The sequence below is a fragment of the Streptomyces sp. NPDC096046 genome, assembly GCF_040303285.1.
Classification (GTDB): domain Bacteria; phylum Actinomycetota; class Actinomycetes; order Streptomycetales; family Streptomycetaceae; genus Streptomyces.
Window position 1 is genome coordinate 48,499 of the sequence record NZ_JBEOSZ010000017.1, and the last position, 24,472, is coordinate 72,970.

General features: G+C 72.8%; 20 protein-coding genes and 2 pseudogenes. 11 read left to right on the top strand and 11 right to left on the bottom strand.

The annotated features are described in order from the left end of the window. Positions 1–37: 37 nt before the first annotated feature. Positions 38–822, top strand: a pseudogene (locus ABTX62_RS37920) (DUF6895 family protein); the annotation flags it as partial. Here ABTX62_RS37920 and ABTX62_RS17170 read toward each other — a convergent pair. The 5 genes from ABTX62_RS17170 to ABTX62_RS17190 form a co-directional block, all read right to left on the bottom strand. Further along, positions 719–2,086 carry an alpha-lytic protease prodomain-containing protein gene (locus tag ABTX62_RS17170; RefSeq protein WP_352116925.1) on the bottom strand — a complete coding sequence of 456 codons (1,368 nt, stop codon included), beginning with the start codon at positions 2,084–2,086 and terminating at the stop codon, positions 719–721. The pseudogene ABTX62_RS37920 and the gene ABTX62_RS17170 sit on opposite strands and share 104 nt — an antisense overlap. A gap of 197 nt (positions 2,087–2,283) precedes the next feature. Further along, a complete protein-coding gene (locus ABTX62_RS17175; protein WP_352116926.1) occupies positions 2,284–3,948 on the bottom strand; it encodes an alkaline phosphatase D family protein in 1,665 nt (554 codons plus the stop codon). Positions 3,949–4,174: 226 nt separating this feature from the next. Further along, on the bottom strand, positions 4,175–4,939 hold the full coding sequence (locus ABTX62_RS17180) for a metallophosphoesterase family protein (protein WP_352116927.1): 765 nt from the start codon (positions 4,937–4,939) through the stop codon (positions 4,175–4,177). Continuing rightward, positions 4,936–5,223: a hypothetical protein gene (locus ABTX62_RS17185; RefSeq protein ID WP_352116928.1), complete on the bottom strand. Its 288-nt coding sequence runs from the start codon at positions 5,221–5,223 to the stop codon at positions 4,936–4,938. Before ABTX62_RS17185 ends, ABTX62_RS17180 begins: the two co-directional genes overlap by 4 nt. 10 nt (positions 5,224–5,233) lie before the next feature. Then, positions 5,234–5,911 carry a nucleotidyltransferase family protein gene (locus tag ABTX62_RS17190; protein ID WP_283973779.1) on the bottom strand — a complete coding sequence of 226 codons (678 nt, stop codon included), beginning with the start codon at positions 5,909–5,911 and terminating at the stop codon, positions 5,234–5,236. Positions 5,912–6,391: 480 nt separating this feature from the next. Here ABTX62_RS17190 and ABTX62_RS17195 point away from each other — a divergent pair, with 480 nt between their 5' ends. Together ABTX62_RS17195 and ABTX62_RS17200 are read left to right on the top strand one after the other, a co-directional pair. Beyond that, a complete protein-coding gene (locus tag ABTX62_RS17195; RefSeq protein ID WP_352116929.1) occupies positions 6,392–6,958 on the top strand; it encodes a hypothetical protein in 567 nt (188 codons plus the stop codon). A 16-nt stretch (positions 6,959–6,974) separates the two neighbouring features. Then, positions 6,975–11,306, top strand: coding sequence for a cation-translocating P-type ATPase (locus ABTX62_RS17200; protein ID WP_352116930.1), 4,332 nt, complete (start codon positions 6,975–6,977; stop codon positions 11,304–11,306). 60 nt (positions 11,307–11,366) lie between these two features. Here ABTX62_RS17200 and ABTX62_RS17205 read toward each other — a convergent pair whose 3' ends face one another. After that, positions 11,367–11,816, bottom strand: a complete 450-nt coding sequence (locus tag ABTX62_RS17205) for an SRPBCC family protein (RefSeq protein WP_352116931.1) — start codon at positions 11,814–11,816, stop codon at positions 11,367–11,369. A 148-nt stretch (positions 11,817–11,964) separates the two neighbouring features. Here ABTX62_RS17205 and ABTX62_RS17210 point away from each other — a divergent pair, with 148 nt between their 5' ends. From ABTX62_RS17210 to ABTX62_RS17220, 3 genes are all read left to right on the top strand, one after another. Beyond that, entirely contained in the window at positions 11,965–12,408 is a 444-nt protein-coding gene (locus ABTX62_RS17210) for a phage holin family protein (protein ID WP_502997967.1), read from the top strand. Further along, positions 12,405–12,836 (top strand): DUF3618 domain-containing protein, encoded by a 432-nt coding sequence (locus ABTX62_RS17215; RefSeq protein WP_352116932.1) that lies wholly within the window; start codon positions 12,405–12,407, stop codon positions 12,834–12,836. Before ABTX62_RS17210 ends, ABTX62_RS17215 begins: the two co-directional genes overlap by 4 nt. A 72-nt stretch (positions 12,837–12,908) precedes the next feature. Further along, a complete protein-coding gene (locus tag ABTX62_RS17220; protein WP_352116933.1) occupies positions 12,909–13,361 on the top strand; it encodes a flavodoxin family protein in 453 nt (150 codons plus the stop codon). Positions 13,362–13,375: 14 nt separating this feature from the next. Here ABTX62_RS17220 and ABTX62_RS17225 read toward each other — a convergent pair whose 3' ends face one another. Continuing rightward, on the bottom strand, positions 13,376–14,524 hold the full coding sequence (locus tag ABTX62_RS17225; RefSeq protein WP_352116934.1) for a YhjD/YihY/BrkB family envelope integrity protein: 1,149 nt from the start codon (positions 14,522–14,524) through the stop codon (positions 13,376–13,378). A gap of 145 nt (positions 14,525–14,669) precedes the next feature. On the opposite strand from ABTX62_RS17225, the gene ABTX62_RS17230 reads away from it, so the two are divergent. The 4 genes from ABTX62_RS17230 to ABTX62_RS17245 all read left to right on the top strand — a co-directional run bounded on the left by ABTX62_RS17230 (position 14,670) and on the right by ABTX62_RS17245 (position 19,412). Further along, on the top strand, positions 14,670–15,302 hold the full coding sequence (locus tag ABTX62_RS17230; RefSeq protein WP_352116935.1) for a GNAT family N-acetyltransferase: 633 nt from the start codon (positions 14,670–14,672) through the stop codon (positions 15,300–15,302). A 264-nt stretch (positions 15,303–15,566) separates the two neighbouring features. Then, entirely contained in the window at positions 15,567–16,199 is a 633-nt protein-coding gene (locus ABTX62_RS17235; protein ID WP_352117002.1) for a lytic polysaccharide monooxygenase auxiliary activity family 9 protein, read from the top strand. A 251-nt stretch (positions 16,200–16,450) separates the two neighbouring features. Beyond that, complete coding sequence (locus tag ABTX62_RS17240; RefSeq protein WP_352116936.1) at positions 16,451–18,478, top strand: DUF1996 domain-containing protein; 2,028 nt, start codon at positions 16,451–16,453, stop codon at positions 18,476–18,478. 169 nt (positions 18,479–18,647) lie between these two features. Continuing rightward, positions 18,648–19,412: a sulfite exporter TauE/SafE family protein gene (locus ABTX62_RS17245; protein ID WP_352116937.1), complete on the top strand. Its 765-nt coding sequence runs from the start codon at positions 18,648–18,650 to the stop codon at positions 19,410–19,412. A gap of 5 nt (positions 19,413–19,417) precedes the next feature. On the opposite strand, the gene ABTX62_RS17250 is transcribed toward ABTX62_RS17245, so the two are convergent. The 3 genes and pseudogenes from ABTX62_RS17250 to ABTX62_RS17260 form a co-directional block, all read right to left on the bottom strand. Then, positions 19,418–21,679, bottom strand: a complete 2,262-nt coding sequence (locus tag ABTX62_RS17250; RefSeq protein ID WP_352116938.1) for an MMPL family transporter — start codon at positions 21,677–21,679, stop codon at positions 19,418–19,420. Positions 21,680–21,738: 59 nt separating this feature from the next. Then, positions 21,739–22,701 (bottom strand): DMT family transporter, encoded by a 963-nt coding sequence (locus ABTX62_RS17255; protein WP_352116939.1) that lies wholly within the window; start codon positions 22,699–22,701, stop codon positions 21,739–21,741. Between the two features lie 87 nt (positions 22,702–22,788). Further along, a pseudogene (locus ABTX62_RS17260) lies at positions 22,789–23,120 on the bottom strand (chitosanase); the annotation flags it as partial. Between the two features lie 217 nt (positions 23,121–23,337). Between ABTX62_RS17260 and ABTX62_RS17265 the strand changes: the two are divergent. Continuing rightward, a complete protein-coding gene (locus tag ABTX62_RS17265) occupies positions 23,338–23,520 on the top strand; it encodes a hypothetical protein (RefSeq protein ID WP_283973766.1) in 183 nt (60 codons plus the stop codon). Between the two features lie 217 nt (positions 23,521–23,737). Here ABTX62_RS17265 and ABTX62_RS17270 read toward each other — a convergent pair whose 3' ends face one another. After that, complete coding sequence (locus ABTX62_RS17270) at positions 23,738–24,466, bottom strand: ankyrin repeat domain-containing protein (RefSeq protein ID WP_352116940.1); 729 nt, start codon at positions 24,464–24,466, stop codon at positions 23,738–23,740. Positions 24,467–24,472 lie beyond the last annotated feature (6 nt).

The following is a 24,472-nucleotide window of genomic DNA, read 5'->3' on the forward strand; positions in this document are numbered from 1 at the left end:
ATGTTGAAGATGTTATTCAAGGGAGTTCACGGCCGACCTGCTGACCTTCGCCTGGCGGCAGACCCGCGACGGCGAGCTGTTCCTCCTGCTGCGACGGCTGGAACCCTTCGCCACCTACCCGCTGGAGGTCGACGCCGCCCTGGCCGCGGCCGGATTCCGGCACTCCGCCTACGAAGCCGCGACCGCCACGGTCGCCCGCACCCGCGGCCGGCAGCTCACCGAACAGGAACCGACCCGCCGCCTGGGCGTCCTCAAGGCCGAGGAACGGGGCGGCGTCCACCGGGAGGGGCCCGGCGAGCACGTGCGGCGCCGCACCTGGGTGGGCGGCCTGCCGGAACCCTGGACCTTCGTCACCTTCCTCGAAGCCCGCCTCTACCGGACGACGCGCCACCGGCCCTCGCCCCCGCGCTGCGCGCGGTGCGCCGCCCCGTGCTCCGCCGGGGCCTGACGCACCGCCACGTGCACACCATCGCCTGGTTCCGTCACCTCACCGACGGCGGACCGATGTACTTCCACAGCGGCGCGACCCGGGGCCAGCAGGCGTTCCCGGGCTTCCGCCCCGCCACCGGCACGGCACTGGCCGCCGTCTGCACCCGCCGCTTCCGCGCCCACGACCCGTTCGTCGCCACCGCGTACGAGGTGCTGGCGGGGGAGCAGCCGGGCCCGCCGGGCGCCGACGGCACGCACCGCGCCGGCGCCGGACAGCCCTGGCCCTTCGTCACACCCGCTGCCAGAGGGCAGGGGTGCCGGCGGGCGCCCAAGGGCCCTGGGCCTGGTGCGTCTGCAGACACTGGTAGCGCACACCGGCGTGCGTCACCGTGACCCCGGCCTCGTAGACGCGACCCGCGGCCCACGTCTGCGCGGCATCGCCCTGGGGTGCCGGGGACTCCGCCTCGGCGGTGGTGAGGGTGAGGCCGAAGTCGCTGAGCAGCGCGTTGATCGGCTGGTAGAACGTGGTGCCGCCGGTCGCGCAGTCGCCGAAGCCGCCGGACGTCACGCCCTGCGCCTGGACGCCCGAGACGTACGGCCCACCGGAGTCGCCCGGCTCGGCGCACACCGTCGTCCGCGTCAGGCCGTTCACCTTGCCCTCGGCGTAGCTGACACTCGTGTCGTGCTGCTCGACCGTGCCGCAGTGCCACCCCGTGGTGGAGTCCGAGCGGCAGACCGCCGCCCCGACCAGCGCTTGGACCGAGCCGGTGATCTGCACCGCCTGCCCGCCCTCGCCCTTCACGTTCGGCGTGACCCTCCACGAGTCGTTGACGGCCACCCACGACATGTCCTTGCCGGGGAAGGTGGAGGCCTGGAACGTGCCCTGCTCCGCATTGTTGTGCCCGGTCGTCTTGGCACCCGGCTTGCCGCAGTGGCCCGCCGAGGCGAAGCCCTCCTGCTCGCCCTTGGTGACGGAGAAACCGATGGAGCAGCGGGCCGTACCGTCGATGTAGTAGGGGTCGCCGCCGATGATGTCCTCCAAGAGCCGCGGCCGGTTCGCCGTGACCTTCACGCTCACGCTGTCGGCGTCGAGACCGGCGGCCTTGACGAACGCGGCCGCCGCGGCCCCGGTCCCGGCCTCCACCACGACCCGGTTGGCCGGGATGTCGACGTACCACAGGGGCGTCTGGCGGGTGCTGACCCGGGCGGACGCCGCGTCGAGCTTCTGCTTGACGGCCCGCAGGTCGCGCAGCGGCTTCTTCACGACGGTCGCCTTCGCGCCCTGCGCCTTGATGGCGGCCACGTCCGCGGCGTCCGTGGTGGCCACCACGAGCTTCTGCGACGTCGTACCGCGCAGCCAGGCCCCCGCGAAGCGCTCACCCAGGGCGATGCGCAGCCGCCCCGCCCGCGTGCCCGCCTCCGCCTCGTCGGCCAGTCGCCGGGACGCCTGGGCCGGCGTCAGTCCGAGGTCGCGCTCCATGGCGCGCAGCACCGGGGTGGAGGGCCGGTCGGCACCGAGGGTCTGGGCGGCCGAGGGCAGGGGGCCGGCCGATCGCGTCGGCTCGGCCGCCACGGCGGCGTGGACCCCGGTCGCGACGAGCGCGCCGAGCGCGGTCAGCGCCACCCGGCACCCGGTCACGGCATGTCTGTGGACCATGCGATGCGTCTCCTTCGATCACAGCGTCGGTGCGTGGTGCGTGGTGCGTGGTGCGTGGTGCGGTCGGTGTTGCGGTGTGGTGCTCGATGCGTTTTCCGGTGCAGGCCTTGCCGGAACGGCCCGGTCCGGTGTCCCGGGCCGCCCCGTTTTCGCGCTTGGGTGCGGGGAACGGCGCCAGGTGCAGTACGGCGGACGCCTCACGCGGACTTCAGGCCGGGCGAACCCGCCTCCGTGACGAAGGACGCGGTCGTCGAGATACCGCCCCCGGGCGTCGTGATGGCCGGGACGGTCCGGAAGTCGACCTGCGAGAGCTCGCGGTCCATGTCGACGCGGACGTATCCGCGCCGGCCGTCGAAGTACTTCATGTGGGGATTGGCCTTCATGTAGGTGTCCCACTCGGCGGGCTTGGCGACGCCGTTCCCGCCGCTGGCGACGGAGGTGCAGGTGAACTCCGTGCCGACCGTCCTGGAGGCCGGGTCGTCGAAGTTCTCCTTGATGTCGAAGGCGTACGCCACGTGGACGTCGCCGGTGAGGACCATGAGGTTGGAGACGCCCGCGGCCTTCGCGCCCGCCATGACGCGGTCGCGGGAGGCCCGGTATCCGTCCCAGGCGTCCATGCAGCCCCGGGCCGGTGTGGTCAGGTCGAACTTGCGCTGGGAGAAGCACACCTGCTGGGGCATCACGTGCCACAGCGCGTCGGAGTCCCGCCAGCCGTTCAGCAGCCACTGCTCCTGAGCGGCACCCGTGAGGGTACGGGCCGGATCGTCCGACTCCGGCCCAGGCGCGTGCGGTCGGTCGCCGTAGGCCTGGTCGGAGCGGTACTGGCGGGTGTCGAGGATGTCGAACTGGGCGAGCGAACCCCAGGCCAGCCGGCGGTACAACCGGGCGTCGGGCCCGTTCGGCAGCTGCTCGGCGCGCAGCGGCTGGTTCTCCCAGTACGCCCGGTAGGCGGCGGCCCGGCGGACCAGGAACTCCTCCGGAGAGCTGCCCTTCTCGTCGTAGGCGCCCGCGTAGTTGTTCTCCGTCTCGTGGTCGTCCCAGGTGACGACGAACGGGTGCTGGGCGTGCGCGGCCTGCAGGTCCGGGTCGCTCTTGTAGAGCGAGTAGCGCAGCCGGTAGTCCGCCAGCGTCGTCGTCTCGCGGTCGAACACGTCGGGCAGCTTGCGGTCGGTGTAGCGGCGGGCCCCGCCGGCGGAGTCCACGGCGTACTCGTACAGGTAGTCGCCGAGGAAGAAGACGACGTCGACGTCCTCCTGCGCCAGATGCCGGTGGGCGGTGTAGTACCCGTCCTGGTAGGCCTGGCAGGCGACGGCGGCGAGCCGCAGGCGGTCGGCGTCACTGCCCTGGGCCGGGGCGGTGCGGGTGCGGCCCACGGGGCTGATCCACGAGCCCACCCGGAACCGGTAGTAGTACACGCTGTCCGACCTCAGGCCCTTGACGTCGACGTGCACGCTGTGGGCGTACTCGGGGTGGGCCGTGGCCGTGCCCTCCTGCTCGACGACGACGAACCACTCGTCCCTGGCCACTTCCCAGGAGACGGCGACCCGCTCCTGGCCGAGGCCGCCGTCCTCCGCGAACGGCTGGGGCGCGAGCCGTGTCCAGAGCAGCACCGAGTCCGGCAGCGGGTCCCCGGAGGCCACGCCGAGGGTGAACGGGTCGTCGGTGATCCGTGCCGCGTCGAGCTCGCGAGCGGCGGTGGCGCCGCGCGCCGGCCGGTTGGTGCCGAAGGCGAGCATCGCGGCGGCCGCGGTGACGGTCAGGAGGCGACGGCGGGCGATGTGCGGCGCCGCACTGCGCAGTACGGCGTCATGCGGGGAGAAGGCATGGTTGAAGGGTGTTTTTTGACGACCCGTCAGTGCCATCTGATGTCCTGTCGTACGGGGCACGTGCGCCCCGGGCGGACGCGTGGGGGCATCGCCGATGTGCGGAGCGCGGAACTCGCATGCTAAGCAGACAAAATGCCTGAAACAGGCGCGACGTGCGGAGGGTTCACACCACAGGCCGTACACGAGCGGCTCGGCACGCCCAGGAGAGGACAACGTGAAGCGCCGCCGGCGTTCGCCGGCGGCGCGAGGGGAAAGGGGTGGCTCAGCGAGCCTGTTGTGCGGCGGCTCCGGTCGTGGCGCGCTCGCGGACCGGAAGGTGGTAGACGTGGAAGGCCCGTCCGATGACCGGCTGGGCGACGTTGCGCACCCGCACGCCGCCGCTCGTCATGCCGTGTTCCGTTCCGGCGTGCGCGTGCCCGTGCACCGCGAGGTCGGCACCGGCGGTGTCGATCGCCTCGGCCAGCAGATAGCTGCCCAGGAACGGGTGGATCTCCAGCGGCTCGCCCGCCAGCGTGTCCGCGACGGGGGAGTAGTGGGTCAGGGCGATCCGGGCGTCGCAGTCCTCTTCGCCCAGTTGCTCAAGGGCGGTCCGCAGCCCGTCGGCGCACCGGCGCGAGTGCCGCACGAACTCCTTCATGACCGGCTCGCCGAACTCGCCCGCGCAGCGGCCCACGAAGCCACCGCCGAACCCCTTGGTCCCGGCGACGCCGATCCGCGCCCCGCCGCTCTCGACGACCGTGCCCTGCCCTTCCAGGACGTGGACGCCCGCATCCCGGAGGATGGCCGTGACCTCGCCCGGGCGGTCGTCGTGGTGGTCGTGGTTGCCCAGGACGGCGACGACCGGAACGGCCAGGCCCTCGACCTCCCGGGCCACCACCCGCATCTCCTCGGGCGTGCCGTGCCGGGTGAGGTCCCCGGCCAGGAGCAGCAGGTCGGCGCAGTCGGGCAGGGTCTCGAAGGCGGGGCGGAGCACGCCCTGGCTGTCGGGTCCCATGTGGATGTCTCCGACGGCCGCGATGCGGATCATGAGAGTTCCTCCGCGTGGTCGGGGGAGGACGCCTCGGTGACCACGAGGTCGCTGTGCACGGGGAATCCGGCGAGCTCCTCGTGGACGGTGCGCACGATGTCGTCGCGGCAGGGCGTCGAGGGCACGGTGCCGGTCAGCAGGACCGTCCGGCCGCGGGCCTCGATGCGGACGCCCAGTTCACCGAGTTCGCCGGAGGCGAGGCGGTCCTGGAGATGGGCGATGCGGTAGTCCAGGTTCTCGGCCGGCGGCCCGCCGCCCGCGTCCTGTGAACCGTGGGTGCTCATGGGTGCTCCTTCAGATGACGTTCAGACGCTCCAGGAGGAAGAAGAACGCCGCGGGCATGGGCTCGTCCCCGCACTCGCGCCGTACCTTCTCCCAGTCGACCTTCTCCCGCAGGGCGCGCGCGATGGGCAGGGCCGCCCCGAAGTCGCAGTGGTGCTCGGAGAACGCGGCGGTCAGGCTCCACAGCAGATCGGTCGGGGCCAGCACGGGCATGCGCACCGAGTCGACCGACAGCTCCTGCGCCCGCTCCAGCATGTCCGCGCCGACCGGCCGGTGCGCCAGCTCGAAGATGATGTCCACCGGCTGGCCGAAGCACGTGGCTTTGATCAGCCAGTCCTCCGGCGGGGTGTACACCGTCAGCCCGGCTTCGTGGAGCGTGGCCGCCACCGCTTCCGCGTCCTCGGGGCGGATCGCGAAGTCGACGTCGTGCTGGAGGTTCTTCTCACCGCCGTGGGCGTACGCGGCCACACTGCCGGCCAGTGCGAACAGGTGCCCTTTGCGCTTCAGCAGGGCGCCGACCTGCTTGGCCGCCTCCAGAAGCGCCTGGTTGCGGTCCTGCGGGAGTTCCTGCAGCGGCTGGTCCGCCTGCGGGTCCTGTGGTGGCGCGGGCTCGTCCCCGTCCGGTGCCGTGCGGAGATCCGGGATCCCCGGTCGCCGGACGAGCGTCGCGTCATCACCGTTCTGCGTCATGACCACTCCTTCGCCGAACCGGACACGTCGCTCCCGTGCGGTGTCCGGACCCGAGACGGCTGTTTGCCTGCACTGAGTACCCGGCGCTCCCGCCCCGACACGGACGGCTTCCGAAGAGCGGCACGCCCTGCCCCTCACCGGCCCGGGCGGCGCACCACCATGGCATCTGCTCACCGCCCTGGCCGTGTCCCTGCTCGCCGCGCCCGCCCCCGCCGCCGCCCTGCCGGCGGGGGCGGGCGCGGCGAGCCAGTGCGTCGCAGGCGGCGCCATGATCGTCATCTCCGCCGTGGGCGACGGCACGCAGGGAGACACCAAGCGCTGCATGGGCGGGGTCCACGACGGCGAAACCGTCATCCGACCTCCCCGCCCCACCGGACCCGGCCGAACAAGACAAGCGCATACCCCAACAAAAGCGGAATATGAGTCGAAGAGGTGGGAAACCGGATGAAGCCGCTGGACCATGCGCTTGTGGAGGTCGACATGAACCAGGAGACATCACGTTCGTCGGATCTTCCGCAGCCGTTGCGGGCCGTGGCCTCTGGCCTCAGGCATCTCCCGGGTGCGGAGCAGGTCGGCAAGGTGGCCACCGACGCGCTCGACAGGATCGGCGCGGTCTCGCCGCGCGGTCGCCGCATGGCCGTCTACGCCGGTGCCGGCGTGCTCGGCGTGGCCGGAGTCGTGGAGTGGCCGGTGGCCGTGACCGGCGCGGCGGTCGCCTGGCTGACCCAGCCGCGCCCGGGCACACGGCCCGACGGCGCGTCACCGAACGGCGCGACGCCCGGTGGCACGACCGGTGATCTCGACTCCGCCCAGGAGGAACCGGACGATCAGGACACCTCCTCCTCCGGCCCCGGCGCCAGACTCGCCGCGTCCCACTACCGTCGTGAGCGGCCGGACGAGCACGTCCACGAACAACCCGCGAAGGTCGGCGACACCGCCACGGCCTCCGCTCTGAAGCAGGTCGCGGAGGCCACCGCCCACCACCCGCACGGCGAGGAGCCGGACCCGGCCCCCCGCCCCGGACACGACAGCCGCACCACCGGCTGAGTCGGGACGGCAGCAGATGCTCACACGCTTCGACGCCGCCCCGCTCGTCGGGGCCGTGGCCGGCGCGGCCGCAGGCGCCGCCCGCAGCACCGCCCAGTCGGTGACGTCCGTCTACGACACCACGCGCCGCGTCCGCAACGTCGCGCGCAACGCCCTGACCGGCGGCCGGCACTGGCAGGCCGGGCAGCGCCTCCATCTCGCCCTGCGGCACCCCGACGGCGACACCCCGGCGCTCGCCCGCGAAGTCGCCGGGGAACTGGTCGAGCACCCGGACGTGCTCACGGCGTACTGGGACGGGGGACTGGCCCGCCTGGTCGTCACCGCGGCCGAGGGCGCCGCCACCGACCGGATCACCGAACACGCCACCGCGCTCGCCGCCCGCTTCGGCCTCCAGGAGGGCGTTGACCCCGACCTCCGGGACACCGCCCACCCGGGCGACCCCGCCGAGGTGCGCGTGAGCGCGGCGGCGATCCTGCTGGACGCCGCCGGCGCGGCCGGTGCCCTGGCCGGCCGGTCCCTGCGGCTGCCGCCCGGCTCACGCATCGTCACCGCCGCCGTCACGCTGCTGCGCGAGAACCCCCGCTTCCGGGCCGTGCTCCGGCAGCGGTTCGGCCCGTCCGGCATGGAACTCGTCCTCGCCGGAGTGAACGCCGCCGCCCACGGCATCGGCCAGACCCCGCTGGCCCTCGTGCTCGACGGCATCCTGCGCGGCAACCAGCTCACCGAAGCCGTGGCCAGGGCCGCGGCCTTCGAGGCGCTCCACGACGACATCTGCCACCACCGGCGCACCAGTCTGGCCTGCCCCACGGACACCCGGCCGCCGCTCAAGGTGACCCCCGCGGCGGAGTACGCCGCCCACGCCAGCACCGGCAGCCTCGCCGGCGCCGCCGCCACCCTCCTCGTCACGCACAACGCGACGGACGCGGCCGAAGCGCTCCTCGCCGGATCCCCCAAGGCGGCCCGCTACGGACCGGCCGCCTTCGGCGCGACCCTCGGCACCTGTCTCGCCCACGCCGGAATCCTCCTGCGCAACGGCGAACGCCTGCGGCAGCTGGAGATCGCCGACGCCCTCGTCCTGCACGCCGACGCGCTGCGCGGCCCGCGGCAGGACGACACCGGCGACGGGCTGCCCGACGACCCGGTCCACCCCTTCGCCGAGGCCGTCCTGGACGCCGCCCGCCGAGCCGGACTGCACGTCGTGATCGCGGGCGGCTCCGACCTGAAGGACATCACCCGGCTCGCCGACGAGGTCGCCCCCAGCGCCAAGCCGTTCGGAGACGTCGTACGGGCCTTGCAGGACGAGGGACGCGTGGTGGTCACCGTCGCCCGCCCGGACGAGTCCGGCGACGGGCACGTCGCGGCCGGACTGCCCGCCGGTGACGTGGCCGTCGCCCTCATCGACGGGCGGGCGGCCGTCTCCTGGGGGGTCGACGTGCTGGCCCCGGGCGGGCTCACCGACGTCTGGCGGCTGCTGACCGCCATCCCGGCGGCCCGGCGCGTCGGACGCCGCTCCCAGACCCTGGCCCGCGCGGGCGCGGCCCTCTCCGGACTCCTCGTCGCCCGGGGCGGGCAGCCCCCCGGCCGGCACCTCCTGTGGCCCCTCTCCCGGCACGCCCCCGTCAACCTCGCCGCGGCCAACGCCCTGATCACCGGCTGGCTCGAAGCCACGCGTGTCGCCCGGGCCACCCCGCCGCCGCCCCGGCTGCACATCCCCTGGCACGCCCTCGAACCCCACGAGGCCCGCGACCGGCTCAGGCGGGCCGACCACGACGGCGAGCCCAGCGGCCTCGCCCTGCTCGTGGACCGCTCACGGCAGCGGACCGCGCGCCTGACCCGCCATCCCGCCACCGCACCCGCCCGCTGGGCCTGGCAGGCGGCCGGAGCCGTCCGCCGCGAACTCGACGACCCGCTCACACCCGTCCTCGCCACCGGGGCCGTCGCCTCCGCGCTGCTCGGCTCGGTCGTCGACGCGCTGCTCGTCGTCGGCGCCATGGACCTCAACGCCGTGACCGGAGGCCTCCAGCGGCTGCGGGCCGAACAGGCCCTGGCCCGGCTCGCCGCCCGGCAGCAGCCGAAGGCCCGCAAGCAGGACAGCCGCCGGCGCACGGTCACCGTCGACGCCGCCCGGCTGCGGCCCGGCGACGAGATCAGCCTCGGCGCCGGAGATGTCGTACCCGCCGACGCACGGCTCTTGGAGGTCGACGGACTGGAGGTCGACGAGTCGGCGCTCACCGGCGAATCCCTGCCGGTGACCAAGTCCGTCGACGCCACGCCCGGCCTGCCGGTGGCCCAGCGCACCTGCATGGTCTTCGAGGGCACCACCGTCGTGGCCGGAGGGGCCACCGCCCTCGTCGTGGACACCGGCGACCAGACCGAGGCCGGCCGGGCCGTCACCCTCGCCGCCCGTACCCCGCCGCCCGCCGGAGTGCAGGCCCGGCTCCAGGAGCTCACCCGTAAGGCCCTGCCGGTCACCTTCACCGGCGGCGCGGCGGTGACCGGGCTGTCCCTGCTGCGCGGCAGCCCCGTCCGGCGCGCCGTCAGCGGTGGTGTCGCGGTCGCCGTCGCCGCCGTCCCCGAAGGCCTTCCGCTCGTCGCCACCGTCGCGCAGATGGCGGCGGCGCGCCGGCTGTCCCGCCGGGGCGTCCTGGTCCGCACCCCGCGCACCCTGGAGGCGCTCGGCCGCGTCGACACCGTCTGCTTCGACAAGACCGGCACCCTCACCGAGAACAAGCTGCGGCTGGTCCGGGTCGCCACCGCCGACGGCACCGTCCTCGCCACCGACACCGACGAGGCCGCCCCCATCGTGCGGCTGGCCGCCCGCGCCTGCCCCCAGGAGGAGACGGGCCAGGGCCGCCGCATCGCGCACGCCACCGACGAGGCCGTCCTCGACGTCGCCCCGCCCGACCAGGACTGGGCGCCGACCGGGGAACTGCCCTTCGAGACCCGCCGCGGCTACGCCGCGGCGGTCGGCCGCGACGGCGACCCGGACATGGGCGAGCTGCTCGTCGTCAAGGGCGCGCCCGAGACGATCCTGCCCGCCTGCCGGGACCTGCCCGGCCACGCCTGGGACACCGCCCACGAACTGGCCGGACAGGGACTGCGTGTTCTCGCCGTCGCCCGCCGCCCGTGCCGGGCCGACAACGCCGAACACGAACTCGACACCGCGCTCGGCGAGTTGGAGTTCAGCGGTTTCATCGCGCTCGCCGACGTCCCGCGCGACACCTCGCACGCCCTGCTCGCGGAACTGCGCCGCTCCGGCATCCTGCCCGTCATGCTCACCGGAGACCACCCGGAGACCGCCCGCGCCATCGCCCTGCAACTGGGCTGGCCGGAGGAGACCGAGGCGGTGACCGGTGACGAACTCGTCGCCATGGAGCGCCGGGAGCGCGTCCGGGTCCTGCGCGGCGCGGGCGTCATCGCGCGGGTCGCACCCGAGCAGAAGCTGCACGTCGTCGAGGCCCTGCAACAGGCCGGGCGGGTCGTGGCGATGGCCGGCGACGGCGCCAACGACGCCGCCGCCATCCGCGCCGCCGACGTCGGAGTCGGCGTCGAGTCCCGTGGCTCCGCGGCCGCCCGCAACGCCGCCGACCTCGTGCTCACCACCGGCGACCTGTCCGTCCTGGTGGACGCCGTCGCCGAGGGCCGCGCCCTGTGGCGCAGCGTGGCCGACGCGGTGAGCATCCTCATCGGGGGCAACGCCGGCGAGGTCGGCTTCAGCGTCCTCGGCACCCTGCTCGCCGGTGCCTCGCCCCTGTCGACCCGTCAGCTGCTGTTGGTCAACCTGCTCACCGACATGTTCCCGGCCATGGCCGTCGCGGTCACCCCCAGCGGCGACCCCTCGACCGCGCAACACGCCGAGACCGGCCCGATGGGCCTCGACGTCCTCGGCGCGCCCCTGCTGCGCTCCATCCGCCGCCGCGGCATCACCACCTGCCTCGGCGCGGTCACGGCCTACCTCATCGGCTGCCTCACCCCCGGCACCGAACGCCGGTCCACCACCATGGCCCTGTGCGGGGTGGTCGGCGCCCAGCTCGTGCAGACCCTCTCCGGGCGCCGTCACAGCACCCTGGTGTGGGTCACCGCCCTCGGTTCGGCCGCCGTCCTCGCCGCCCTCGTCCAGACCCCCGGGGTCAGCCACTTCTTCGGCTGCACCCCGCTCGGCCCCGTCGCCTGGGCCGGCGTCGCCCTGGCCATCGCCCTGTCGGCCCTGGCCCCCCGCCTGGAACGCCTCCGGGCCGTGCACGCCCTCTACGACGCGGCGGCCCGACTCGCCCTGCGCCTGGGCGACGTGGGCCGGCAGGCCGGTCAGTTCCTGCAGAGCGGCATCGCCGGACCGGTGGCGGCATGACGGGCGGGCACAGCAGAAGGCCGCCACCACGTGCGGTGGTGGCGGCCTTCTCGTGCCGGGTCAGACCTGGCCGCGCCAGGCGCCCGTCTCCCCTCCACGGGCCTCCATGAACTCCTTGAACCGCTTGAGATCCCCGGAGACCTGCCGCTTCACGAACCCGAGCTTGTCGCCCACCGTCTCGGCCACACCGCTGGGGTCGAAGTCCATCTGCAGCATGACCTTGGTCGTGTCGTCCTGGATGCGGTGGAAGGTCACCACACCGGCCTGCCGCGCCTCGCCGTCCACGGTGGTCCACGCGACGCGCTCGTCGGGGACCTGCTCGGTGATCTCCGCGTCGAACTCCCGCGCCTGTCCGCCGACCTTGGTCACCCAGTGCGTGAGGGTGTCGGTGCGCTGCTCGATGCGCTCGACACCGTCCATGAACTCGGGGAAGGACTCGAACTGCGTCCACTGGTTGTACGCGGTGTGCACCGGCACGCGGACCTCGATGGATTCCTCTACCTGCGACAAGGCGATACCTCCCTCTCTCGTACGTGAGCGACCGACGGGTACCGGATTTCGCGCCGCTCACTCATCGTCAGCGAAACTCGTCCGACCAGGTGTTCTTTCCGCTCTCGCTGGTACCCGTCCGTCAACTACGGACCGGGAGGTGATCGCCATGACGGACACGCACCGCACGGCCCCCGCCGCTCCCCGCACGGGAAGCGCGCAGACGGCCGGGGAAGAACCGGTGGGCGAGCTGGTGCAACGGGCCACCGAGCAGCTGACCGAGCTCGTGCGCGGCGAAATGCGCCTCGCGCAGGCGGAGATGACTGAGAAGGGCAAACGCTACGGCAAGGGTGGCGGCCTGTTCGGCGGAGCCGGCGTACTCGGTTTCGTCACCCTGCAGGCCCTGGTCGCCACGGTGATCGCCGCCTTGGCCGTACCGCTGCCGGTGTGGGCCGCGGCGCTGATCGTCACGGGCGTCCTGGCCCTCGCCACGGGCCTGACGGCGCTGGCCGGACGCAAGCAGGTGCCCAGCGCCGCCCCGCCCACCCCGCAGCGGACCATCGACAGCGTGAAGGCCGATGTGGCCGAGATCAAGGAGAGTGCACAGCGATGACCCAACCTCCGCACGACGAGCCGACCGCCCGCAGCCAGGAGGAGTTGCGCGAGCAGGTCGAGCACACCCGGCACGAGCTCGGCGACACCGTCCAGGCACTCGCCGACCGCGCCGACGTCAAGACCCGCGCCCGCGAGAAGGCCGTCGCGGTCAAGGAGCAGGCCGGGGCCAAGGCGCAGGAATGGAGCGGGCAGGCCAGGGCCAAGGCCGCGCACGTCGCCCACACCGTGGAGGAGAAGCTGCCCGAGCCGGTGAAGCAGAAGGGCGCAGCGGCCGCCCAGGGCGCCAAGGAGAAGGCCGCGCAGGCCGAACAGGTCTGGCAGGACAAGGCCCCGCGGCAGATGCGCGACCACCGGGGCGCCCTGCTGGCGGGCGCCGGTGCCGTCCTGGTGGCCGTCCTGCTGATCCGCCGTCGCGGCAACCGCTGAGCCACGGCACACCGACATCCGGCCCCCGTCACCGCTTGCGGTGACGGGGGCCGGACGGCAAGGTCAGGTGCCGTGGCCACCTTGCTGATCGTCCATCACACGCCCTCGCCCCACTGCCAGGCGATGTTCGAAGCCGTCCTGTCCGGTGCGACGGACCCCGAGATCGAGGACGTCCGGGTCGTCCGGGTGCCCGCCCTGGCGGCCACCGCCTCCGACGTCCTCGCCGCCGACGGCTTCCTCCTCGGCACCCCCGCGAACCTCGGCTACATGTCCGGGGCCCTCAAGCATTTCTTCGACCAGGTCTACTACCCGTGTCTGGACGCCACCCGCGGACGCCCTTTCGGCTACTGGGTCCACGGCGGCAACGACGTCACCGGAGCAGTGCGCGGGATCGAGTCGGTCACGACGGGCCTCGGCTGGCGCCGCACCGCCGAGGCCGTCACCGTGACCGGCGAGCCGGACAAGGGCGACCTCGGACGGTGCTGGGAACTGGGCGCGACGGTCGCCGCCGGGCTCACGGGCTGAACCGTCTGGCCCCGTCAGGTCTCGTCCAGCCGGCGCCGGTCCTGCTCGTCCCACTTCCGGGTGTCACGCGGCTGCGTGTACGGCTCGGCCTCCGGCGGGTGACCGCCGGCGATGGCCCGCTGCCGCGCCGTCTCCGCGTCGAACTCCAGGCCCAGCAGGATCGCCAGGTTGGTGATCCACAGCCACACCAGGAAGACGATGACACCGGCCATCGTGCCGTAGGTCTTGTTGTACGAGGCGAAGTTGGCCACGTAGAACGCGAAACCGGCGGACGCGAGCATCCAGATCAGCAGGGCGAGCAGACTGCCGGGCGTGAGCCAGCGGAAGCCCTTCACCTTGGCGTTCGGGGTCGCCCAGTACAGGAGCGCGATCATGGTCGTGACCAGCAGGACCAGGACGGGCCACTTCGCGATCGACCAGACCGTCAGCGCGGTCTCGCCGATCCCCAGGGCCGTCCCGACCTGCTGGGCCAGTCCGCCGGTGAAGACCACGATCAGCGCGCTGATCACGGCCATCACCATCAGCACGACCGTCACGGCCACCCGCACCGGCAGCAGCTTCCACACCGGCCGGCCCTCCGGCATGTCGTAGACGGCATTGGCCGAGCGGATGAACGCGGCCACATAGCCGGACGCCGACCAGACCGCCAGGACGAGACCGACGATCGCCATCAGCGAGCCGATGCCGGCGTTGCCCTGCAACTGCTCGACGGCACGGGTGATGATGTCGCGGGCCGAGGCGGGGGTCAGCTGCTGGACGTTCTCCAGCACCTTGTCCGTGGCCGACTTCCCGGCGAGGCCCAGCATGGACACCAGCACCAGCAGCGCGGGGAACAGCGACAGCACGCCGTAATAGGTCAGCGCCGCCGCCCGGTCGGTCAGCTCGTCGTCCTTGAACTCCCGCAAGCTTCCCTTCAGCACCGCGCCCCACGACTTCGGGGGCAGATCCGTCGGCTTGTCGGGCGCCGCCCCCTCTACTTCAGGGCTCGGCCCGGGGTCCTCGGACTCGGGGGCGGGAGCCTCGCGGCGTTCCGCCTCGGCAGGGCCTCGGCTTTCCGCGTCGACAGGCTCTCGGCTCTCCTGCTCGGGTCCCGGTCGCGGGTCCTGAGGTGGCGCCTCGTCCTTGTGGTGTTCTTTTCGTCCTGGAATATGCAGCTTCACCATGGGAGCCGGGTAACCCCTGGCGGGGCCCTTAAGCCGCGCTGGCGCAAGCCGGGCTCAAGGCGTGTCACAAGAGGCTCGCGGGAGCGCTCGCATGACGATTCGCAGGACGGTTGAGGGAGCGCTCCCATGGCGGCACGATGCCGTCATGACAACGACACCCGTCATCCGGCCGTACCGCCCCGAGGATCGCCCCGCCCTCGACGACATCTGCATCCGCACCGCCCACCACGGTGAGGACAGCCGCCCCCACTACGCGGACCCGGGTATCTTTCCGGCGGCCTTCGCGGCGCCGTACGTCCATCTGGAGCCGGACCTGGCCTTCGTGCTGGACGACGGGCGGGGGCAGGCGGTCGGGTACGTCCTCGGCACGGCCGACACCCTCCGTTTCGCCGAGGCCTTCCGCACCACGTGGCTGCCCCTGGTGGCCGACCGCCACCCGGAGCCGCCCCGGCCGCCGCGCACCCCGGACGAGGTGATGGCGGGCCTGCTGCACGATCCCGAACGGATGGTGCTGCCCGGGCTGGCCGCTCACCCCGCGCATCTGCACATCGACCTGCTGCCCGGCCGGCAGGGCCGCGGTCACGGCCGCCGCCTGATGCGGACGTTCCTGCAGGCCCTCCAAGACAGGGGGGTACCGGCCGTCCATCTGGCCATGTCGACCGCCAACACCCGGGCAAGGGCCTTCTACGACCGCTTGGGCTTCGAAGAGATCGACATCCCCGCGCCGGACGGGGTCGGCTACCTCGGACGCACCACGAAGGACCTTGACCGGCTCTGACGGTCCTGCCCATCGAACACATCGAACACATCGAATGCGCCAGGGGGCGCGGAAGTGGCGCAATCAGGCGTTGCCGAGCCGTCTCATCGGGCGCAGCCTGTGCGATGCGGGAGCGCTCCCACGCCCCCCGGCACCCCCCACGCGTCGAAACATGATCGAAAACGGAAACGAACACGGTCGAAGGTACGAGGACCCCCACACCCGAAAGAAGGAGATCATGAATTGTCATGGCCATGACTTGCGCTTCCCCGGGCTCAGGTCCGCCTGACGCTCGTCCTGAGCGCGCTGGTCGCCGCACTGCTCAGCCTGATCCCCTGGAGCGGCACCGCCGTCGCCCACGGGTCGGTCGTGGATCCGGCCTCCCGCAACTACGGCTGCTGGCTGCGCTGGGGGAGCGACTTCCAGAACCCCGAGATGGCCCGTCTCGACCCCATGTGCTGGCAGGCGTGGCAGGACAATCCCAGCGCCATGTGGAACTGGAACGGCCTGTACCGCAACGGCTCCGGCGGGAACTTCCAGGCCGTCGTCCCCAACGGCCGGCTCTGCAGCGGGGGACGGACCGAGGGCGGCCGGTACAACTCCCTCGACGCCGTCGGCGCCTGGAAGACCACCGACATCACCGGCGACTTCACGGTGAAGCTCTACGACCAGGCCAGTCACGGCGCCGACTACTTCCTGGTCTACGTCACGCGGCAGGGCTTCGACCCCACCACCCGCCCGCTGACCTGGAACGACCTCCAGCTCGTCAAGCGCACCGGCAGGTACGCGCCCAGCCAGAACTACGAGATTCCGGTGAGTACTTCGGGGCTGAGCGGCCGGCACGTCGTGTACACGATCTGGCAGGCCTCGCACATGGACCAGACCTACTTCCTGTGCAGTGACGTGAACTTCCGCTGACCTGCGCCGCCCCGCCGGACCGTGCGTCCGGCGGGGCTCGGGCCGGGCCGCGCTCCATGAGAGTTCTCCGAAAGTTTTCGGGGTGAGTGAACACGCCGGTGCTCCCGTACGTATGGGCGAGGGGATTTTCATGCCCGGTACGCCACAAGCGCAGGAGAGCACCCTTGGGACGCAACACGCGAAGACGCCCTACCGGCCCACGACGCGCGACCTTCGCCGCATTCGCACTGATTCTGGGCGGCGGCGGCTTGATGGCCGCGAACGTCTACGCCTCGGCCACGGACGGGGGTTCGGGCGGTGACTCCGCCCAGACGCGGTCCGGCGCGGGGGTTCGGACGGCGGGCGCCACGATCGACTGCCCGGATGTCGGCAGCAAGCTGACCTCGGTCCCCGAGCAGGCGCGCGGGGAGGTCGACAAGGAACTCGCCCTCCTGGACGAGCAGATCGCCAAGGCCTATCAGCGGCTGAGTGAATCGGCGCAGCAGATGCGGCAGGACCCCGGCTTCGCCGGCAACGCGGTCGTGAACCCGCTGAAGGAGAAGCGGACCGCGACCCTGGAGCGCATCGCGATCGCCGTCGACCGGGTAGGGGACCGCCCCGAGGGGCTGGAGGCCTTCGCCGCCTGCACCGTGCAGGAAGGCAACCAGGCTCCCGCGCAGGGCGAAGGCCAGGAAGGCGCTGGGGCCGGGCAGCCCGGCCAGGAGCAGGGCGGGACCGGTCAGGAGCAGGGGAACGGCCAGGGCCAGGGCGCCAACGGCGGGCAGGCGGGCAACGGCCCCGTCGCCGCCGACTTCGCGGACATCAAGAGCGTCCAGCCCAACGTGAACAACCCCAGCCCGCAGGGCGACGCGTCCCGCGGTTCCTTCGCCACCGACTGCGGGGTGAACGAGAACGGGCTGTTCAACTCGGACAACATCATCGCCGCCCCGGGTGTGAGCAACGGCGCCCACCACTTCCACGACTACGTCGGCAACCAGTCCAACAACGCCTTCGCCAGCGACCAGGAGCTGGCCAAGGCGGAGACCAGCTGCGACGACCAGGGCGACAAGTCGTCCTACTACTGGCCCGTCGTGCGTCTGCAGAACGGCGCCCAGGAGCAGGACGCCGACAAGCCCGGCGGCGGCATCGAGGGCAACGCCGGCGAGATCGTCACGCCGAAGCAGGTCACGCTGACCTTCGTCGGCAACCCGCGTGAGAAGGTCACGGCCATGCCGCGGCTGCTGCGCATCATCACCGGCGACGCCAAGTCGTTCGTCAACGGCCCCGCCAACGCCAACGCCTCCTGGAGCTGCACCGGCTTCGAGGACCGGCAGCTGAAGGACAAGTACCCGCTGTGCCCCCAGGGCAGCGACGTCGTACGGACCTTCAAGTTCCAGAGCTGCTGGGACGGGCGCAACATCGACAGCGCCAACCACCGTACCCATGTGGCGTTCGCGGACGCCGCCGGCACCTGCCCGTCCGGCTTCCGCCCCATCCCGCAGCTGGTCCAGCGCATCGTCTACGACATCGACGCGCCGAGCCTGCAGGACGGTGGCCGTACGACACCGCTGTTCGCGGTCGACTCCTTCCCGGAGCAGCTGCACAAGCCGGTCACGGACCACGGCGACTTCATCAACATCTTCGACGAGGATCTGATGGGGGAGATGGTCGACTGCATCAACGACGGCCGTGAGTGCGGAGCCGGAGCGAACGGCGGGCAGAACCCGGAGCCGACCGAGCAGCCCCAGGAGGAGCCGACCAAGACGCCGGAAGCCCCGCAGGAGGAGCCCGAGGCTCCCCAGGAGGAGCCGACCAAGACCCCCGAGGCCCCGCAGGAGGAGCCCACCCGCACGCCCGGCGCCCCGCAGGGCGGGAACGACGCCGGGAAGCCCGGTGACAAGGGCGACGGCGGTGACGACGGCAAGGGTGAGGCCGCGAAGCCCCCGGCGAACAAGCCGGCGCCCGAGACGGACTCCGACGACGCGTCCACGGCTCCCGGCCGGGCCGAGCCCGAGGTGAAGGCGACCTCCACGGCCGGTGGCGGTGACGTCGCCGAACAGGGCAGCGGTTCGAAGGAGGCCTCCGGTGAGGAATCGGACGGACTCGGCGACTCCCAGGCCGTCGGCACGGCCACCAGTGCGGCGCCGACCCCGTCGGCTCCCTCGCAGACGGAGCCGCAGGCGGTCGGCGGGGGCGGCCTGGCCGACACCGGCGCCCAGCTGTGGCCGGCCGCGGCGGGCGCAGTTCTGGTCATCGCGGGCTTCGTCGTCCTGCGCCGGGTGAGGCGCGGCCAGGCGTAGTGCCCGGGCACGACCCACGAACGGCGGCGGGATCCCACCGGATCCCGCCGCCGTTCCGTGCGCCCGGCCGAGGTCGGGACCGGCACCCTTCGACCACCGCCGAAGGATGCGCCCTCTAGCGTGGCCACATGAACCTCACGTGCAACGGCATACGCGGTGGAGCGGCAGCGTGACGCCGTGGGAGATGGCCGCCGTGTTCGCCGCCGGCACCGGTGCCGGGGCCGTCAACGCCGTCGTCGGCTCGGGAACGCTGATCACCTTTCCGGTCCTGCTGGCCGCCGGACTGCCTCCGGTCACCGCCACGGTGTCCAACGGGCTGGGCCTGGTTCCCGGCTCCATCACCGCGGCTGTGGGCTACCGCGAGGAACTGCGCGGACAGGGTCGGCGCGTTCTCCTGCTGGGCATCGGAGCGGTGCTGGGCGGCCTCGCGGGTGCCGTGCTGCTGCTGACCCTGCCCGCGTCGGCGTTCGAGCGGATCGTGCCGGTCCTGGTGGGGCTCGCCCTCGTCCTGGTCGCCTGCCAGCCCTGGATCGCGAGGCGGGTGCGCCGCCGACGCGAGTCCGGCGGTCCCGTCCGCCGTGACGGCGGCGCGCTGCTCTTCACCGGCCTGACGCTGGCCAGCGTCTACGGCGGCTACTTCTCCGCCGCGCAGGGCATCATCTACGTCTCCCTGATGGGCATGCTGCTCGACGAGACGCTGCAGCGGCTCAACGCGGTCAAGAACGTGCTGGCGGCCGTCGTCAACACCGTCGCCGCCCTGCTGTTCGTCTTCTTCGCCGACTTCGACTGGACGGCGGTCGTGCTCATCGCCGCAGGCTCCGCGCTGGGCGGCCTGGTCGGAGCCAGAACGGGCCGCCGCTTCAGTCCCGCCGTCCTGCGCACCCTGATCGTGTCGGTCGGCACCGTCGCCCTCGTCCACCTGGTCCTGCGCTGACATCCCTAGGGCGCCGGGCGCGCTTGCGCCCGCGTCGTACCCTCGGCGTCGATGTGCGGCAGCACCCGGTCCAGCCAGCGCGGCGTCCACCAGGCGTGCCGCCCGAGCAGCGTCATCACCGCCGGCACCATGAGCAGCCGTACGACGGTCGCGTCGATGAGCACGCTGACGGCCAGCCCCAGCCCGAGCATCTTCACCACGATGTTGTCGCTGACGATGAACGCCGCGAACACGCTCACCATGATCAGCGCGGCACAGGTGATGACGCGGGCCGTGGTCTCCAGGGCGTGAGCCACGGAGGCCTTCGCGTCCCCGGTGCGCTGCCACGCCTCGTGGACGCGGGAGAGCAGGAAGATCTCGTAGTCCATGCTGAGGCCGAAGATGATGGCGAACATCATCATCGGCACGTAGCTCTCGATGGGCACGGTGCCGTTGACGCCGAGTGCGGGGCCGCCCCAGCCCCACTGGAACACGGCCACGACCACGCCGTACGAGGCGGCGATCGACAGGACGTTCAGGACGGCCGCCTTGACGGCGACGAGCAGTCCCCGGAACACGGCCAGGATGATCAGGAAGGCCAGTGCGACCACGACGAGGATGATCAGGGGCAGCCGGGAGGCGACGATGTCGCGGAAGTCGACCTGGGCCGCCGTCGTACCGGTGACGTAGCCCTTGGCATCGGTGCCCTGGACCGCGGCCGGCAGGGTGTCGTCGACCAGCCGGTTGACCAGGTCGGTGGTGGTGGCGCTCTGCGGCGACCGGGTCGAGTAGACGGTGCCGACGAGGACGTCGCCGTCCTGCGTGGGCGTCAGGGGGGTGACGACGGCGGCGCCCGGGACCGAATCGAGGGTCTGCTGGGCCTTCGAGGCCAGGCCGGAGCGCTGCGAGGCGGGCACGTCCGTCTGGTCGATGACCACGGTGAGGGGTCCGTTGGAGCCGGGCCCGAACGCGTCGGTCATCAGGTCGTAGGCCCGCCGGTCGGTGAACGAGGTCGGGTCGGCGCCGTCGCCGATGTGGCCGAGCTGGAGGGAGAACACGGGGATCGCGAGCACCACGACCACGGCGACACCCGCCGTCAGGAACCACAGGGGTCTGCGCTCCACCCGCTGCGCGTACCGGTGCCAGGTGCCCTGCGGCGTCTCGCCCTCCTCGGCGCCGGTCTCGGCGACGGGGCGGCGCACCGTGTAGCGGTCGATGTGCCGCCCGAGAAGACCGAGCAGCGCGGGCACGAGGGTGAGCGCGCCGACGACGGCCGAGACGACGGTGACGGCGGCGGCGAGCCCGAGCAGGGCGATGAAGGAGACCCCGGACGCGGACAGGCCCGCGAGCGCGATGATCACCGTGCAGCCGGAGACGAGGACGGCGTGGCCACTGCTACCGGCGGCCTGGCCGGCGGCGCGCACCGGGTCCATGCCGTCGATGAGGTTCTGCCGGTGACGGGTGATCAGAAACAGGGCGTAGTCGATGCCGACTCCGAGCCCGATCATCGTGGCGAGGGTGGGTGAGACCGTCGCGAAGGTGAACGCGACGGCCAGCAGCCCGAGGAGGGCGAGACCGCCCACGACGCTGATCAGCGCGGTGAGCAGGGGGATACCGGCGGCGATGACGCTCCCGAACCCGACCAGCAGCACCACGACGGCCACGCCGAAACCGATCAGTTCGCTGATCCGGTCGTCGGCCTCCGGCCGGGCCAGTTCGCCGAGCGGTCCGCCGTACTCGACCTGCGCCCCGGCCGACCGCAGTGGCTGCACGGCGTCGTCGACCCCGTCGAGGTAGCCGTCGCCGAGTGTCGAGGGCTGCTGGTCGAAGCGGACGGTGATGTAGGCCGTCTTCTTGTCGTCCGACAGCGGTCCGACGTTCTGCTGCTGAGACTGTCCCGGGGACGCTCCTTGAGCGGACAGCGGGTTCTGCGCCGACAGGACGTGCGGCAGCTTCTCCAGGTCGGCGACCGTGGTGGACATCTGGGAGCTCAGCGCGGTCAGGGCCTGCCGGTCGTCGTGCAGCACGATCTGGCTGCTGTAGCCCCCGGCCTGCGGGTCGTGCCGCTTCAGCACGTCCAGGCCCTTCTGCGACTGGGCCTGGGGCAGGGAGAAGTTGTCGGAGTACGTTCCGCCGGCGACGTGGTTGACGACCTGGAGTGCCACCAGCGCCACGAGCCAGGCGCCGATGACGATCCCGAAGTGACGCGCGCACCACTCGCCCAGCCGCCGCAGCACACTCCCGCGCGCGGCCTTCCGGGCCCCTTCACCGGTACGGGTGTGCGACATGGGCGTCGTCTCCTGGGTCGGCCGGGGCGTACAGTGCCGTCCATTAGATGCGCGCGGGATCACTCCGGCGTTCCAGGCACGCGGACTGCCCGGGACTCCCGGCGGCCGTTCCCCCGAAAGGCCCGACCGCGTGACCGGCGCTCACGCCCCACCCGTCGCAGCGCTCCCGACCCGAGCGCCACTCCGAGCCCCACCAGCGCGCTCCCCGCCGCCTGCGCGAGACCGTAGGAACCCGTGCCGACGAGCGGTGCGGTGCCGGCCGCCGCGACCGGGATGAGGCCGGAGAACAGGGTGGCGCGTTCCGCGCCGATCCGCTGCATGCCCATGTACCAGCACACGAAGCCGACCACGGTGACCACCACCGCCTGCCACAGCAGCGCGGCCGTCTCGACACCGTCCGGCCGCCGCAGCCAGGAGCCCCCGTCGACCCACAGCCCTGTCGCCGCCGACTCCACCGCGGCGACCGCGCACACCGTGGCGGACAGCAGCCGGGGCCCGAGCGGCCGCAGCACGGGCACGGCGAGCACGGCGAACCCGACCTCCCCCGCAAGGGCGCACACGGAGAAGGCGATGCCCGCCCCGTCGGTGCGCCCCCACCCCTGGACCGTGAAGGCGCCGACGGCCACGAGCGACGCCCCGTACAGCACCGTCCGCCTGGGCCTGCGCCCCTCCAGGAGGGGCACGAGCACGGCGACCGCCACCGGCGCGCAGCCCACGAACACGCCGGGAACCGCCGGTTCCGCCGTGCGCTCCGCGGCGATGACGGCCAGGTTGAAACCGACCATGCCGACCGCCGCGAGCAGGGCGAGACGCCCCCACTGGCGCGGTGTGAGTGCGCGCAGCCGGCCGGCGGCGCCCTTCCCCGCCACCGGGACCAGCAGCAGGCAGGCCAGCCCGTAGCGCAGGAACTGGCCGCCCGCGTACGGGTAGTCGCCCAGCACGCTGTTGGCGGTGAAGGATCCTCCGACGAGGACGCAGGCGAGCGCGGCGAGCAGGGCGCCGCGCGTGGTCGTGGCGTTCATGCGGATGACGCTAGGCAGCCGGGCGGCCCGGGAAGGAGTCCAATGGCCTGCCTGCTCGGTGGACCAATTCCCGCCCGGGCCCGTGGGTCAGCCGATGTGGTAGCTGTCGCCGTGGACCTTCCGGTCCAGTGGCGGGTTCAGGTCGCCCCCGTCGCCGTGTATGACGATGACGTCGCAGGGGCGAACCGGCCCAGCACCCGCAGCCCGTCCGCTGTGCCCTGCCGGACCGCCGGGTCGAGGTACACCCGGTCACGTTCGTCGTCCTGGGCGCGCCGGAACTCCGCGTCGCGCGCCGCCCGGCGCCAGTCGCCGGGAAAGCCGGGGCCCAGTCCGTCGTGCGAGTCGGAGCCGTCGACGACCTCGGACAGGGCCGGTGGGCAATGCGCGAGCACGTTGCCGGGCACGCGGGCGGAGCGGAGCGGCATGCACGGCGTCCGCAGCATCGAGCGCCGCACCGCCCTGAGCGACGGCCGGCCGCTCATCGGGGCCCGGCCGGCCGCCCTCGCCCGGCACCGGTGGCGGCGCCACTTCTCCGGCTGAGCGCCGCCACGGGAACCATGAACCCTTCTCACACGTCAACTCTTTGCCCAGCTAGGGCCGAACGGTCGATCCGACCAGCCGGAGAGGGGAACCGCCGTGGACGAGGCGACGTCGCAGCAGGGGAGCGAGGCGGAGACAGCCGTCCGCCGAGCCCGTTTCGGGGCACTCCCGGAACCGGTGCGCGTGGAGGACATGGTCGAGGAGCGGGCGTCCAGTGTGCCCGACCCGGCGCGCACCGCGTACAACCAGGACGAATGGCTCGTGCGCTACTGCCTGTGAGCCGCCCCGCCCGGCTCTGGCTAGTGCCGCGGCAGGAACGTTTGCCCCGTCGCGGCGCCCGGCACGCTCCCCCGTTCTCGGCTTCGCTCGAACGGGAGGGGCCCCCACCGCCGCACCGGCCGAAAGCCCAAGTACGTCCAGTACGAGGACTTCCGGCCGGCCCGCCGAGAGCACGCACCGGACGCCGCTCAATGGGCAAACGTTGCCTGCCGCGACACTAGGCGCGGCCCTGCCTCTCCAGGGCGTGCAGCCACCGCACGACGTCGTCGGCGTCCTGGGCGCGGGCGATGTCGAGCGGGGTCATGCCGTCGTAGCCGCGCCAGTGAGGGTCGGCGCCGCGTTCGTGGAGGTATCGCGCGGTGGGCAGGTGCCCGCCGTGGCAGGCGCCCCAGAACGCGCCGGTGATCTCCTCCGCCGAGGGCGGCTCGTCCGCCTCGAGGCACGCCCGCACCCGGTCGAGCAGGCCGAGCGCGGCGGCGTCCTGGAGGGTGACGTGGGCGCCGTGTTCGACGAGCCGGTGCGCCGCGCGCCACTGGCCGAACCCCCGGGCGTCGGCGAGCGGGGTACCACCGCCGATGACCGCCCCGGGCGCTTCGATGTCGGCCCCGGCCGCGATGAGCGCGTCCAGGGCGGGCACGTCGTTGCTGCTCGCGGCCCAGTGCAGGGGCGTCTCCGCGTGCGCTCCGCCGAAGCGGGCGTCGGGATCGGCCCCGGCGGCGACCAGGATCGCGATCACTTCGGGACCGTGGGGGAAGTGACCGGGCCAGTCGGTCGCGAGGTGCAGCAGACTGCGCGTGCCGGTGCCGTCCGCACCGTGCTCGGTGACGCGTGCGGCGGCGAGACCCGGGTGGTCGGCGAGCAGCCGCCTCAGCCCGGGCAGGTCCCCCGTCCGGATCGCCTCCGTGACGGCCACGGCCGGTGGGTCCTGCGATGTCAACGTCAGCAAGCCGGC